12 protein-coding genes and 1 riboswitch are annotated in these 14,720 nt (G+C 34.8%); all 12 genes read right to left on the bottom strand.

The genetic code is table 11. From position 1 onward, the window contains the following. Positions 1-27: 27 nt before the first annotated feature. Positions 28-303 carry a metal-sensing transcriptional repressor gene (locus NFR44_RS00605; protein WP_115309838.1) on the bottom strand — a complete coding sequence of 92 codons (276 nt, stop codon included), beginning with the start codon at positions 301-303 and terminating at the stop codon, positions 28-30. A 612-nt stretch (positions 304-915) separates the two neighbouring features. Then, the gene (locus NFR44_RS00600) at positions 916-1,773 is read right to left on the bottom strand and encodes a MerR family transcriptional regulator (protein WP_251440005.1); all 858 of its coding nucleotides are present in this window, start codon (positions 1,771-1,773) and stop codon (positions 916-918) included. A gap of 191 nt (positions 1,774-1,964) precedes the next feature. Continuing rightward, a complete protein-coding gene (locus NFR44_RS00595) occupies positions 1,965-3,860 on the bottom strand; it encodes a TonB-dependent receptor plug domain-containing protein (protein ID WP_251440004.1) in 1,896 nt (631 codons plus the stop codon). 107 nt (positions 3,861-3,967) lie between these two features. Beyond that, complete coding sequence (locus NFR44_RS00590; protein WP_251440003.1) at positions 3,968-4,906, bottom strand: ABC transporter substrate-binding protein; 939 nt, start codon at positions 4,904-4,906, stop codon at positions 3,968-3,970. Continuing rightward, the gene (locus NFR44_RS00585; protein ID WP_251440002.1) at positions 4,903-5,754 is read right to left on the bottom strand and encodes an ABC transporter ATP-binding protein; all 852 of its coding nucleotides are present in this window, start codon (positions 5,752-5,754) and stop codon (positions 4,903-4,905) included. Before NFR44_RS00585 ends, NFR44_RS00590 begins: the two co-directional genes overlap by 4 nt. Then, positions 5,755-6,789 (bottom strand): FecCD family ABC transporter permease, encoded by a 1,035-nt coding sequence (locus NFR44_RS00580; protein ID WP_251440001.1) that lies wholly within the window; start codon positions 6,787-6,789, stop codon positions 5,755-5,757. A gap of 56 nt (positions 6,790-6,845) precedes the next feature. After that, positions 6,846-7,583 (bottom strand): energy transducer TonB, encoded by a 738-nt coding sequence (locus tag NFR44_RS00575; RefSeq protein WP_251440000.1) that lies wholly within the window; start codon positions 7,581-7,583, stop codon positions 6,846-6,848. Between the two features lie 11 nt (positions 7,584-7,594). Next, positions 7,595-7,984, bottom strand: coding sequence for an ExbD/TolR family protein (locus NFR44_RS00570; RefSeq protein ID WP_308795175.1), 390 nt, complete (start codon positions 7,982-7,984; stop codon positions 7,595-7,597). A gap of 4 nt (positions 7,985-7,988) precedes the next feature. Beyond that, positions 7,989-8,606: a MotA/TolQ/ExbB proton channel family protein gene (locus NFR44_RS00565; protein ID WP_251439996.1), complete on the bottom strand. Its 618-nt coding sequence runs from the start codon at positions 8,604-8,606 to the stop codon at positions 7,989-7,991. A 134-nt stretch (positions 8,607-8,740) separates the two neighbouring features. Further along, positions 8,741-8,912, bottom strand: a riboswitch (cobalamin riboswitch). Between the two features lie 202 nt (positions 8,913-9,114). Further along, a complete protein-coding gene (locus tag NFR44_RS00560; protein WP_251439994.1) occupies positions 9,115-10,371 on the bottom strand; it encodes a PepSY domain-containing protein in 1,257 nt (418 codons plus the stop codon). 14 nt (positions 10,372-10,385) lie between these two features. Further along, on the bottom strand, positions 10,386-12,614 hold the full coding sequence (locus tag NFR44_RS00555) for a TonB-dependent receptor (RefSeq protein WP_251439991.1): 2,229 nt from the start codon (positions 12,612-12,614) through the stop codon (positions 10,386-10,388). Between the two features lie 244 nt (positions 12,615-12,858). Then, positions 12,859-14,718 carry a DUF2075 domain-containing protein gene (locus NFR44_RS00550; RefSeq protein WP_251439987.1) on the bottom strand — a complete coding sequence of 620 codons (1,860 nt, stop codon included), beginning with the start codon at positions 14,716-14,718 and terminating at the stop codon, positions 12,859-12,861. Positions 14,719-14,720: the final 2 nt, after the last annotated feature.

The raw sequence follows: 14,720 nt of genomic DNA, 5'->3' as shown, positions 1-14,720 counted from the left end.
TATATTATGGCATCACTTATAATTGTATTACTGCATATTAGCAAAACGTTCTACTGCTTTAGTAAATTTATCTAATGTTTTATCTACATCCCCATGCTCTAGACCATCACGCACACAGTGACGAATATGACCTTCCAAAATAACCTGCCCAACGCGATTAAGAGCTGATTTAGCAGCATTAATCTGCGATAAAATATCTTCACATGGCACGTCTTCGTCAACCATTCTATCAATAGCCTGTACCTGCCCAATAATTTTCTTTAGACGGCGATGTAAATTATCCGCATCCATACACTGTTTCATAGGTAGCCTCCATTTTTTATATTATATTTAATGATACCTTTCAAAGCCTAGAATGTCAATAAAAAGGGCATTCTTACCCCTTTTGAATAAAAAAGAATCATCGTTAACTAACTTTTTGCTATATGTAAACAATACTTTCATAGTTAAAACAAATTACTCTCACTATAAAAAATATCGCAGTATATGATTTTTATCATCTTACTGCGATACTCTCTTTAATTCATTATTCCATTGCTTTGTATAGCTCTCACTAAACTGCATTTTAAAAGCTACCTCGCTACTTTCACTCACTACATTCTGAAATTTATATCAAATTATAGTGCTTTGTACCAGTCTTCTAGTAATTGGTTGATTAAAATTAGAATTGCCATCATAATAAAAACTTCCTTTCTTAAAATCTATTTTTACTAGATTCTATAGATTATTTCTTAACTATGATGTTATTCTAAACTATAAAGTAACTTTACAGTCAATAGCTTTTTTTGCAAAATTCCTATGAAATTTGTATGAACTTTCTAAAAAGACTTTTGTTTTTACAAGAACGCATATAAAGTATCACTAGATAGCATTACTACAGGCTTTGTAACTTATACTTCTTAGCCTCCAAAATACTCATTTTTTATCGTTAAGAGGCTTTACAGGAACTTGTAACATAGAAAATACTTCATCATGTAATTCTTCATCAAAAGTCGTATCTAAAAAGCAAGCGTCCACTACATCGCCACAAACTTCATACCCTTCATTTTTAATCCACTCGAGAAGTTTATTCAGTACCGTCACATCATTAGGTCGCCCTCGTTTATAGCGGCATACATAAGCCCCTTCTGGCAACGTAACTAATGTTGATTCGAAGCCCGTTGATTCTACAGGAATTCGAATATAACAACCTCCATCTTTTAAAGGATTGTCCGTAAGCAATGCTTCTTGTTTTAACAAAGTACCAAAACTATAAGCAGGTAAAAATTCATGACTATATAAATCACGCCACAATTCCATCGCGGTCAAATGTATATTTTGCCGATCTACCTCGCCCGTTTCAGTAGCTTGAAATGGATGAAATATAATGCTCCGTGGTTTATAATGCCGTAAAAAGGGCTTTTCTTGTGGCTGTGAAACAGCTAATACAGCTTCTTTATACATATAAAGGCGCTGTTGTAAAGCTAATCGTTTACGCCCCAATTCTTGTAATTCACGTTCAATTTTGCCCTCTTGTGCCACTAATAATTGTAACTCTACTTCAGGATTGCGTTGATTAAGATGTTGTTGAATTTCTTTTAAACTGACCCCTAATGATTTTAAAAAACATATCTCTCGCAATAAAGGAATTTGAATACGACTATAATAGCGATAGCCATTATCAGCTACATATACTGGTGAAAACAAACCAATTGAGTCATAATATAGCAATGTAGGCCGCGTTAAACCGTGTAACTTGGCCATATCACTGATACTAATTAAATCCTCATGCATACATGGTCTCCTCTCATTGATTACAATCATTGATTACAATCTATTGTAAATAACTCTTCCTTTAAATTATTTTGAAAAGCTATCTGTTATTATAGCCTGCCACATTTTTATTTATAGAAATTACTCTTATCCTTTAAAAGGGCTACTATTGTACTGATATTATAACATACTCATACTATAAAGACCCTAGATTAGAAAGATACTTCTACGCCTAATTGGTAATTGCGCCCCGGCATAGTCCACCAATCACGAGAACCACCATAGGCCACATTAGACATTTCAGCATAATATACATCAAAAATATTATTTACACGACCAAAGATGGTAAAATCATCATTCACTCGGTAATTAGAACTAATATTAGTAATCCAATAGGTGATCTTAGGGAAGAAATCTCCCTTATCATCACTTACATAACGGCCAGATCGGTCAATCACACCACGCACATCTAAATGAGCATCCCATTTTTCATCATTATAATCCAAACTAAAATTAACCGAATGCTTTGGTACATAACCATTTGCATTAGCTGCTCGATTAGACGTACCATCAATGTGCGTATATGTATAAGCTGCTGTTGCTGACAAATGTTGGGTAATCTGCTTACGTAAATCCAAACTAAAACCACGCGCCTTTTCAGAATCTACATTAGCATATTTCCAATTTATATAATTGAAATCAATTTTATCCGTGGAATGACGTGTAAAGAAGTTTACATTCCCCCATAGAGAATTACTAAATTGATGATGAACACCAAAATCGATTTCATGGCCTGTTTCAGGTTTCAAATTAGGATTTCCATAATTCTGACTAAATAGCTGATATGGTGTTGGGGCCAAGAAATATTCATTATAAGTTAAATATACATTTGTTTTATCATTCACATCATACCCCAAAGTAATATGAGGTGATGTATGAGTGCCAAATTCAGAATGATGATCAACACGAACTCCTGGCGTCAATGTCCATTTAGGTGCGAATTCCCATGTATCCTGCACATAAACAGAAGTATTACTTAATTTTTTATCACGAATCATTTCAAATGAATCACCTAAACTCCCTACTTTATCTTGCCGCCAATCAATACCACCAATTAACGTATGATTAGCCAATGCATATGTGACTTGGTCACCAATAGCAACTGTCTTAATATCCGTATTATATCCATCATAGGTAGTATCATAATGATTATGTAACATATACAATTGATGGCTTAATCGCTCATTAACTATCTGCTTCCAAATGCCACGGAACGAATCATTTGCTTCATGACCACGCCGAATATTTGTTAAATTATTATTAGAATCTGCATATTTTACATTGGCCCGATATGAATCATAAGAGAACATTACATTATTATCAGCATTAATATCACTCCCTACCATAAAAGATGTGGTATGGCTATCTAAATGCTGAGGTATAGTAAGTCCATGAGCATCTTTATAACTCCCCATCAAATCTTTTTGATAGGAGGCACGCCAATACACGTTGCCCTCTTGCCCTTCATTCATCACTTTATACTGTTCTTGATCATAACTCCCACCAATAACACGCATCGTTGTACGCATTCCTTCATCAGGAACTCTTGTAATAACATTTACAACACCACCGATAGCTCCTGAACCGTATAGTGTGGATGCAGCCCCTTTCATAACCTCAACACGACCTATGCCATCCATATTTTTCATAGTAGTCATCGGAGGATTCACACCAGCCGCATTCATATTGATACCATCAACCATGTATAATACATTGTTACTACCATTAATTCGAAAACTATTCGAATTAGTATACCCAACACCACCACTATAATTGTTAATATCAACGCCTGGCACAATACGAAGAACCTCACCTAAATTATCCTGATGTCGTTCTTGTAAATCCTCACCTTGTAAAACTGTCACACTAGCCGGAACTTTGTCAACTTGTTGTTCTGTACGGGTTGCTGTTACTACAACATCAGGTAAAATATACACTTCATCATTACTTTCAGCAGCCCACACACTTTGGCTACCTAAAGTTGTTCCCATTAAAGCTAATGTTACATATATAGTTAATACTTTTTTGTCCTTTACTACTTGTTTCATTACAAACCCTCCTAATATACAAAAACTCTTCTATTTTATCAAACTCACAGATTTCAACTTCACTGTATTTACCACAGTGAATTCATACACGTTATACACTACATACACTATTTCTTATAGCCATATATATTAGTAGCCATTGCTTCAACAGCATTAACCATAAACTGCGAATAACTCATAATCCAACGAGCATCAATAACATACACTTGTTTATTTTTAACAGCTTTAATAGTTTGCAATGCAGGATCAGTATAAATATTGGTTACATCAAGTTCTTTATACTGATCGAAACTATACACATTCGATGGTACAATAATCACATCCGGATTAATCCTCAATAAATCTTCTCGTTTACCGCTCTCACTTACGTCCAGACCCAACATAGCCGCTGCATTAGATGCATTAATAATTTGGCATATTGTGTCAAACGTGCTATTAAGACCGCCTGTTAAGCCTAACACACCATAAAAGGCTACTACTTTTTTATCGGCAACCGTACTACTAGTAAAGGCTTGAACCTTACTTAATCGCCGTTCCATATCTGTAATAATCATGTCACTCTTAGATTCCACTTGAAGGATAGCTGCCAACTCGTGAATTGTTACTTTAATTTCAGAAATTGTATGTGGCACCTTATATACATACACAGATATTTTTAAAGCCCGTAACATAGTAATCATTTCAGGATCTGCCCAATCAGGAGCAATTACTAAATCCGGTCTTAAAGCCATAATAGCTTCTGTATTTAGCTTTGTACGGTGCTTGATTTGTTTTGATTCCTCAGGAAAATTATTCGGCAAATTACCAATAGCCACTATTCGCTCTGGTCCTACTAACGAAATAACCAAATCTTCCGAACTAACACCAATAGGAATAATTCGTGAAGGTCTATCAGGAATCGCTACTATAACACCTGTTGAATCTCGTACTAAATGAGTTCCAGCCACTGCCTTTGTTTCTTCCAGCAACTTACAGCCCGTAATAGAAATAGTTAACAGGAAAATTAACAAAAATATAAAAAAGCGATTGATTGTCTTTATTCTCATAATTCATCTCGTAACGCTACAGATATATCAGCTGGTAATATATTTTCTGTTCGATATGGTTCTATAGATATCGCGTCTTTAGGAAATACAAAAATACGTTGTTGTTTAAAATAGGGGTCTTTATAAACAGCAGCGGCTAACTGAAAAGCATCTTTTAAATGACCTGCTGTCAGCACTTCTTGTGATGTACCATCAGCTACTAATTGACCTTTTGAAAAAAGTAACAAGCGAGTACAAAACTTAGCTGCTAATTCTAAGTCATGAACAACAATACAGATACCCTTCCCTTGTTCACAATACGTTCTACCTTGACGAAAAATTTCATCAGCATATACTAAATCAAGCGCAGCTGTTGGTTCATCCAATAATAAAAAGTTTGTATCTTGCGCCAATGCTTTAGCTAAAAAAACGCGTTGCCGCTCACCGCCACTCAACTCATTAACAGCACGATTACGAAGCGACCAAATCCCCACGTCTTTCATAACTTGTTCTACAATAGCTTCATCCCTTGACGTTTCATTTTGCCACCACTTTAAATACGGATAACGCGCTGTTAACACAATCTCTCTAGCTGTATAACCAAAATTTATGGTGCTGCTTTGTTGCATATAAGCCACTTGTCGTGCGATTTCTTTATCCTTTAAATTCCTTATATTATAACCATTTAAAATAACCTCACCTGCTTGTATAGGGCAAAGACCTCGCAACGATTTTAAAAATGTCGTTTTACCAGACCCATTGGGGCCAATAATACCTACAAATTCACCACTTCTAATGGTGGCAGACACATTGTGTAATATAGCTTGCCCACCTAAGGATACACTCATTTGATTAACTGTTAGTTCCATTTAAATGCCTCCTTTTTGACGAACTCGACGTAATAAATATAAAAAATAGGGGGCGCCTAATAGAGTCGTCATTATGCCGACTCGAATTTCATTAGGAGCTACTACTATTCGACCTAAGGTATCACAAAATACAAGAAATACGGCTCCAGCTAATGCAGATGTAGGCAATAAAATTCGATGATCTGGCCCAACTAAAATCCTCACAATATGGGGAATAATGAGTCCCACAAATCCAATAGCGCCACTCACACAAACAGCCGTAGCTGTAATAAAAGAAGCCAAAAACAAAAAAAGTAAACGATATAAAATAACGGGCACACCCAGTGCTTTTGCTTCTGTTTCACCAAGAACTAATACATTTAATTGGCGCCCTAACATCATCAAAATAGAACTACAAACTACAAATGGCCCCACAGCCAGCAGAACATGTTCCCACCGTCTAAAATCAAGTCCGCCTACCATCCAAAATAGAAACTCCCGCAAACGATATTCATTCATCAATGTCAACATGCCAGAAGTAAAGGCACCTAACAACATGCTGACGGCAACGCCAGCTAATAATAACGTTGCCGTTTCTATGCGTCCCCCACGTACAGTTAGCATAACTGTCACCGATACAGCTGCGAATGCGCCTACAAAAGCAAATACAGGCATATAAAACATGCCTAATGAGGTTAACCCTAATGAAATAGCTATAACAGCACCAAATGAGGCCCCTGCGGAAACGCCCATAATACCAGGGTCTGCTAAAGGATTTGAAAAAATTCCTTGCATGACAACACCTGCTAAAGCCAAAGAAGCACCTACCATAAGGCCTATCAATAACCGTGGCAAACGAATATACCATAATACAGCTTCCTGTTCTGGCTCTAATGGCAAATTTGCTCCTATTGGCATACCAAAGCCTTGAGCTAAACTCTTTAACCCTCCAATAAACGGTACTTTAATTGTTCCTACATACAAAGCGGTAAATGCTACTATAATCAATAAAATCAGTAAAGTCAAAATACTAATAAATGCTTTTCTTCTTCTCATATATTACTTCCAATTCTTTTATTGCATATCCTCAAACCTATATTTATTGCTACCAATCATCTTAATTGAAACTCTACATTTACGCTTGTTGTTGTGCTTACTGGCTCATTACCTCGTCTAGCCGGTTCAAATCGCCAAGAGTTTACTGCATCTACAGCAGCTTGATCTAGTAGTTCACTACCCGAGGAATCAACTACCCATGCAGATTCTACGCTCCCATCAGCTCCAATGGTTAAGCCTACACCAACACTACCACGAACTCCTTTATTTCTAGCCGCCCGTGGGTATCGTGGTTTTGGTGTGTAGGTCGGTACGGGACGATAAAAAGTAGTATCCACTACTTCACCATTTTCCTCCCCTTGAATACCGGGTTGATTGCCACTTTCAAAGCCAGCGCTACCGCCACTCCCATTATCTACCGCGTCACCACCGAGTGTGCTTTCTACCCCAGCCCTATCATAACCATTTTGCTTAGTATCTTGATGCTTAGTAATAATACTATCCTCATTATTACTCGTTAAAGGCTCTGAATATTCAGGTAAAGCAGCCATAGACGCGATGGTCGGTAAATTAGCCATAAATTTGCCACTACCATCCCCGCCATCACCACCACTATCAGGTAATCCTTTCGGTACTGGACGTTTAATCTCTATATAGTCCACCTCAATATGATTCTCGAGCTCCTCAAATTTTGGTGTTTCAGGCCAAGGTAACAAAGGAATTGATAGCAAAACTATGGCATGAAAAACTAAGGAGGCTATCCAAGGTTTCATCCACATATTTTGATAATTCATTAAAATCGCTCCTATCTCTCCTCAGCAGCGATTGATACTTTTTGTATGCCTGATTTTTTTACTGTATCAATAACACTGACTACGCGCCCGTAATTTACACCAGCATCGCCCCGAACAATAATAGCCAAACTAGGGTTTTTATTAACTTCTGTTTCTAAACGATGTCTTAATTGCCACTCTGGCACAGCTTCTTTTTCTAAATAAATCGTCCCATCTGCAGTCACTGTAATGGGCAAGACTTTATCCAAATTAACTTTAGAGGTAGCGGCTTGTGGCAATTGGATAGGCACGCTTTTTTGAACCACCATAGTAAGCATGCTCATCATAAAAAATACAAGCAAGAAAAAAATAATATCAATCATAGGAATAATCATTAATTTTGGTTGATGCTCTATTTTCATGGATTTAAGCTTCATGGCGATTACCTGCATTCGTATTAATTACATAGATTGATGTTGCATATTCAATATCAGCAATCAACACATTGACTCGTTGTGCTAAATACGTATGAATTACTAAAGCTAAAATAGCTACTAATAATCCTGTAGCTGTAGCAATTAAGGCCTCACCTACACCACCTGTAATAGCAAAAGGTTCACCGGACTCAATAGATAATACACTAAAGGAGCCAATCATCCCCACTACGGTACCTAATAACCCTAATAGAGGCGATAAAGTAACAATTGTCTCCAAATAGTTTAAATATTTTTTCAACTGAAATACTTCATGAGTTGCAATACTTTCAGCTACATCATTAGCTTTTAAATCTTCCGTCCGCTCCGCAATGGACTCTTTAATAATCTTACCGGCTACACCGCCGGCTTTCTCACAAATAACTTTAGCTTCTTCTAATCGATTGTATCGTAGTAGCTCAGGTAAATGCTCTTTTAACAATTCGATATTTGAAATGGCTCCTTTATAACATAAATACCGATTAACCCCGATAGCTACTGCAATGATAGAGACCAGTAAAATAGGGTACATAACTAAACCACCCTTGTGAAATAATGCTAATAAATCCACGACTATATTCCCTCCAGTCTATAGATAAAAATAAAAAGACACATCTAAGAAGATGTGTCTATAACATAATTAAGAAAATTTAAAATTCACAATTTATATTATCGCCAATCCCCTCCCCATCGCTCGTAGGTAAAACGGTGATTCTTCTATAGGCAGTTCTCCTGGCTTAGATTCATCGCTTACCTCGCCTTCCCAGATTTAACCAGTGGCAATGTGAGGTTCGCTCCTCTTACAGTGGCGGGACCGCATCGGCTTATACCGATTTCCCTATTAAGTCTAAATGACACCTATATATTCTCTATTTAATTAACTATTAACTATTAACTATTAACTATTAACTATTAACTATTAACTATTAACTATTAACTATTAACTATTAACTATTAACTATTAACTATTAACTATTAACTATTAACTATTAACTATTAACTATAGTTTATATAACTCCTGTATACCTGTCAACCATATTTCAAATTTCACTTAGTAAAAAGAAAAATTTAAATCTTAACTACCTCTTTAAATCTATACTGCGTAAACTAAGCCCTACTAATATAAAACTCAAAATCCCACAGACTATTCCCGTATAAATACCAATAGGACCATATAATGGTAAAATCAAACAACCAAAAGTTAAAATAAAATTCCCTGCACTTATTGGATACTTAGTACTAACTTTAAACCGAATGCATCGCAATGTTTTACTAAAAGGAACTACTACTAACAAACAGCTCATTACTAAATAAATAATCCAAATACATACTAATATCGGATCCTCATGATTTTTAAAATGTAAATCAATCCCCTTAGCCAACCAACTAATATACCAAGGCGACACCGCTTCATAACGCATCATATTATTATTCCTATAAGCTGATACCCATATATCATCAGTTACTAAATATCCTTGATAAGAATCTGAAATTGCTTCTTTATCTACTAATCTAAAATAATAGGTACTACTACTGGCTTTTGTTAATGCCTTAGCTGATGGAATATAAATTGACACTATTTCTTTCTCTGGATATATATTCTTAACCGCTTCAAACATTTCAGTATAAGAGTAAACAGATCCTTCAACAGATTGTACGCTAAAATATTCCTTAGCTGCTAAATTATGTTCTGAATACTCTAATTTTGAAAAATAAGAATAACCGATTAATAAACCTCCAGAAATAAACAAAACCATGCAATATGGGGCTACTATAGCCCCTAATAGCCTATGGAGTGAATAATAACCTATGGCACTCTTTTTATTACCCAATCTCAGATGTAAAAAATATCCTACAACGCAAGTAACCAAACTCATAAGTGTAAAAAACAGTAATATAATGCGCCCATAATCACCTAACCCTAAATTACTGTGCATCTTAGCCAACCAACGAGTTAGTACATTCAAATACTCATTATTATAATATCCTGATAAAAATTCATTATTTGCTAGTACCCAATCATCATTTTTGTTATAAAAATGATAACGAACTAATCCATCGTTCCCCATTTCTTTAAAACGAATCGTGAGCATCGACTTTTCAGGTCTAATGGTCATGGAATTAAGCTGTAAATTAGGATTTGCCTGTAATACTTCTTGTACTTTAATATCACTATTACGCCACAATGACTCTCCTGTATAAAGCGTTCCAAATTGATTAAAATTCACAAAAGGGATACTTCGAACCATAATCACTAGCCCTGAAACGCAAAGTAAAAAGAAAATTGCTAGGCTAACCATACCAGCATACTTATGTACTCGATACCAACGTTTCATAAATTTATCAACCTTTAATATTCATAACGAACACCTAAAGTATAAGTGCGTCCAGCCGTTGCTTCATTATCGTAAAATTCTCTATCAAATAAATTGTCAATACTGAATTTAACGGTAAAGTCTGGTGTTACACGATAGCCTACACTTGTATTAACTAAGAAATAACCATCATAGGCACCATACTCACCACCTGGCGCATTCGTATTTTGACGCGGACTCACATATTGCATATCTAATAAAGCCGTCCATTTTGCTCTATCATACGTTAGCCCTGCATGGAAAATATGTTTAGGTACACCATAATCAACTTGATTACTATAGCCAGATTGGTTTGTATTTGTAATTTCAGGGCCACTCACTTTCCCCATCTGCCAAGCATAGTTAATATAGGAACTCAAATTATCATTAAATCGATGTTCATAATTAAACTCTATGCCACGACGATTTTCTTCCCCATAGTTAATATATTGTTTGTATTTAACGATACTACTATTAGGCAAATAAAAATATGTATAAGCTACTTTATCTTTTGTTTTTACTTGGTATAAAGAAATATCTAATGTATCTTTATCCGTTAAATGACGTTTCATCCCCAGTTCCCAAGTCTTAGATATTTCAGGATCTAAATCGGGATTAGGAATTACATTCCCCATACCAGAACCACCAAAGCGATAAATATTATACAAAGCCGGTGGATTAAATGATTCACCATAGGATACATAATAATTCATCGTATCATTTGCCTTGTACTCTAATGCAACTTTAGGACTTATATGGTTATATAATTTACCTTCTGAAGTCGTGTCATATCCCTGCTTGCCACTAAGCCAGAATTTACCATCACCTTTTTTGAAACGATCATATCGAGCCCCAACAAATAAAGACCATTCATCATCAAATTTATATTCATCTTGAACGAAAACTGCTAAATTTTTTACTTTACCTTCGTCTTGTGCATATTGCTCAATAATTGAACCTTTATTATGCCAAGAAGATAAATCATAACGTTTTTGAATCATTTCTTCTTCATGATAAGAAAAGCCCGCATTAATAGTATGCTTTCCAAGATCATGCCAGGTTTTCTCAACTTCATACGTCCATTTTTTACCTGGATGTTGTGAATAATCACCAGCTCCCGTCCAATCAATACCAGTATATTTATTCGGAACTGTAGCCGATGTAAATCCATCAACTTTATCATGTACATAACTTGCTCTAGCAAAAAAATCATTAGCCCCATCTTGATACGATAAAATATGTGTATCTCGTTTATTCTCACTATCATATCCTAAGAAGTTTTTAGGAGATAACGTTATATATTTATTCTTACCAACTAATATATTCCCTTTCCAAATAGAGTTTCCCTTAGTATCATGCACATAAGTAAAGGGGTTCTTATAAGAAGACTCACTATTCGTTCTTGAATAGCTATATGTCAATACTCTATCTTGATCAAAATGATAACCTACTTTAAAACCATAATTTTCATGTTCCCACTCTTTTTCACCACGGCCTCCATACAAATAAGATCCATTACTTAATTGTTTCAAATCAGCACTAGCGTCAATTTTAGTACTCGCTTTCACTGTTTTAGCTGAAGCAGCTCGATAAAATCCACGATAACCATCCGATGAACGCTTTTCATAATTCACCCCTAAAAACCACTTATCAGATAATCTAGAGTTGACTATAACAGCTTTTTTCCAAGTATTATTACTACCATAAGATACATCGGCCACTACGGAAGTACCTACCTCAGGTGCGCCTTTTGTAATAATATTAATAACACCTGCTACTGCATGCCCTCCATATAAGGAAGAGGCGCCCCCTCTTAAAACTTCAATACGTTCTACATTCGTAATGGGCACCATATTAAAATTCACTACACCATTGTATGAACTATTTTGTTGTACTCCATCAACTAAGACAAGTACATCTGTTGAATCCATACCACGCATAGTTAAACTACCTTGAGCGCTTTGAGCAATAAAAATACCCGGTAAAAATTGTAAAGCCTCTTGTACTGAGGAAATATTTTTATTCTCTATATCCTGTGATGTAATAACACTTACACTAGCCGGCACATTAGCAATACTCTGATTTGTCTTAGTGGCTGTTACTACAATTGTCCCCAAATCATAATCAGATGGAGCTATACCTTCAGCTCCTGCAATTGAACTACTTAATACAATACCACTACAGCATACCACTGCTACAAATCTTGATTTGCTGATTCCCTTCATGTCACTCCTCCTATATAAAGCCCCATAAAAAATATACCCATACGCCTATATCCTACACGAAAACTTCATATATAGGCCTTATAGCTCGAATTATACTGCCACCTATTACCTCAGTCAACGTAATATAGCTACTAATGAATTATTGTCATAACTCATTGCCGTTTTTTGAATAAACAAGGATTATTTGTAAAAGGAAATAAAAAGAACCCCCAACCTATAGCGGTTGGGGGTGGTAAATTTTAATTCAATATACGTCTATATATTGTTTTAAATATGTCCTTAATTCAGAATCACATGCATATACATAGGTTCCTTTAATTCCTCGAGTTAATAAAACATAATAAATATGTTTAACATACTCAGTTAATTCTTCATCGGTTGCAGTCTTCTTGCCATTTGTATCAAAATAATGTGTTTTATCTGCATATATCTTATGTGTATCTACATCATATTTAATATCAGGTCCTAAAATAACAAAACCATAATTTAAATCATAACCTTGAATACAGTGAATACTACCAACTTCTTTAATAACTTCAGACTTACCTTTTCTAGTTTCCGAACTATTGACCCAGTCTGTAGTTGTAACATTCCATATATATGAATAACCATCAATCTCTATATCATATTCTGACTTATCCTTTTTGCTCTTCCACGGCCATGCATAACCTGCTATCAACCGGACAAGTTTAAATTCTTTACTTTTTTCACTATATAATTCTTGGAATGATTTAAAATCGTCAAATATCTTAAATTCATAATTTTCAGGAATTAATTTACTTTGTACCTTATTATCTAGTTGCAATAGAAATTTTACATAATTTAAATATGTTTCACCCCCTTCTACTCGCATTTGAGTTTTTAATTCAAACGATTTAATTTGTCGACTATGTTCACATTTTAATCGTTTTTCAAATATTTCTTCATTAATGCCAGACGGACCAATAACCTGATTTGTATCAAAAAATAAAACAGGACAATCTGTTTTGCAAAGTATCCAATCTAATTCGGTACTATCTTTAGGTAGCCCTAATTCCTTATTATTTTTATCATGCCCTTTATAATTAACAATGTTTTTACGTTGTCGCAAACGATGAGCTTCATCTACAAATACAATATCATAGCGCTCACTTGATCTAGCTATTTCAGAAGGACTCACTACATCAACTGGATTTAAACCATAAATATTAGCAAATAACTTTTTAATAGTTTTCCTTAATGAAGTCTGAGGAATTACCATAGCCATGCGTTTTATTTTTTCTGTTATTATTTTAGTAGATTCTTGCTTAGCCGCTTCTGAAAGCTCTTCAACCTTATTGGCTTTTATTTCAGTTAATTTGGTATACACATCACTAAGTCGTTTAAACATATAAATTGCAATGATTGTTTTACCACTTCCAGGCATTCCATTGACTATAATAATATCATTAGAATTAGACGAAATAGCTTTCATAATTCCCATTGCGGCTACATATTGCTCCTGATTTAATTCTTTATATGGGGAATATTTAAATAAATCAGAATCTTTAATATGATTCAAACTCTGCTGAACAATTTTCTTTTTTCTAAGACCTTCCCATAACACTTCAAAACCATCATCATAATATGTTTTATTATAATATTTTTTATTAGCTAATCCTCTATTACTATTTAATAGCACATATTTACCATCTGCTGCAAACATCTGAATTAGTTTAGATTCATAATCCAAAGTAACTGACTGATTAAACTCACTCGAAAAAATAAAACTTGCATCACTCAATTCTTTTTTACTTTCACTCTGTAAATGTTGTTTCATTCGTTGAATAACATTAGTGCTTTGTCCAATATATGCTAACGGTTTATCCGATATATTCTTTTTACTTTTCTCCTGACGTAAAATATATAAAATCGGCCAATTTTCAAGATAATCTTGTCCTTTGGTCACTTCTTGCAACACTTTTAAAAAGTTAATTCCATTATTAATATCTCCAGACTTTTGTTTTTGCCTAGCATCATTTAATACTTGAAACAAATTAATTTCATTAAGAATATAACTATACGATTCAAACGATATTTTTAAATTACTATCTTGATTATTTATCTGCTCCACTATAACTTTCATTA

Source organism: Veillonella intestinalis (genome assembly GCF_943193155.1).
Lineage (GTDB): Bacteria > Bacillota > Negativicutes > Veillonellales > Veillonellaceae > Veillonella_A > Veillonella_A intestinalis.
The sequence above is the reverse complement of the archived record's forward strand: the minus strand, read 5'-3'. Positions and strand labels throughout refer to the sequence as shown.

Bases quoted from the DNA above. Each gene is read 5' to 3' on its own strand.
- NFR44_RS00605 (WP_115309838.1), bottom strand. From the start codon at position 303: ATGAAACAGTGTATGGATGCGGATAATTTACATCGCCGTCTAAAGAAA.
- NFR44_RS00600 (WP_251440005.1), bottom strand. From the start codon at position 1,773: ATGCATGAGGATTTAATTAGTATCAGTGATATGGCCAAGTTACACGGT.
- NFR44_RS00595 (WP_251440004.1), bottom strand. From the start codon at position 3,860: ATGAAACAAGTAGTAAAGGACAAAAAAGTATTAACTATATATGTAACA.
- NFR44_RS00590 (WP_251440003.1), bottom strand. From the start codon at position 4,906: ATGAGAATAAAGACAATCAATCGCTTTTTTATATTTTTGTTAATTTTC.
- NFR44_RS00585 (WP_251440002.1), bottom strand. From the start codon at position 5,754: ATGGAACTAACAGTTAATCAAATGAGTGTATCCTTAGGTGGGCAAGCT.
- NFR44_RS00580 (WP_251440001.1), bottom strand. From the start codon at position 6,789: ATGAGAAGAAGAAAAGCATTTATTAGTATTTTGACTTTACTGATTTTA.
- NFR44_RS00575 (WP_251440000.1), bottom strand. From the start codon at position 7,583: ATGAATTATCAAAATATGTGGATGAAACCTTGGATAGCCTCCTTAGTT.
- NFR44_RS00570 (WP_308795175.1), bottom strand. From the start codon at position 7,984: ATGAAAATAGAGCATCAACCAAAATTAATGATTATTCCTATGATTGAT.
- NFR44_RS00560 (WP_251439994.1), bottom strand. From the start codon at position 10,371: ATGAAACGTTGGTATCGAGTACATAAGTATGCTGGTATGGTTAGCCTA.
- NFR44_RS00555 (WP_251439991.1), bottom strand. From the start codon at position 12,614: ATGAAGGGAATCAGCAAATCAAGATTTGTAGCAGTGGTATGCTGTAGT.
- NFR44_RS00550 (WP_251439987.1), bottom strand. From the start codon at position 14,718: ATGAAAGTTATAGTGGAGCAGATAAATAATCAAGATAGTAATTTAAAA.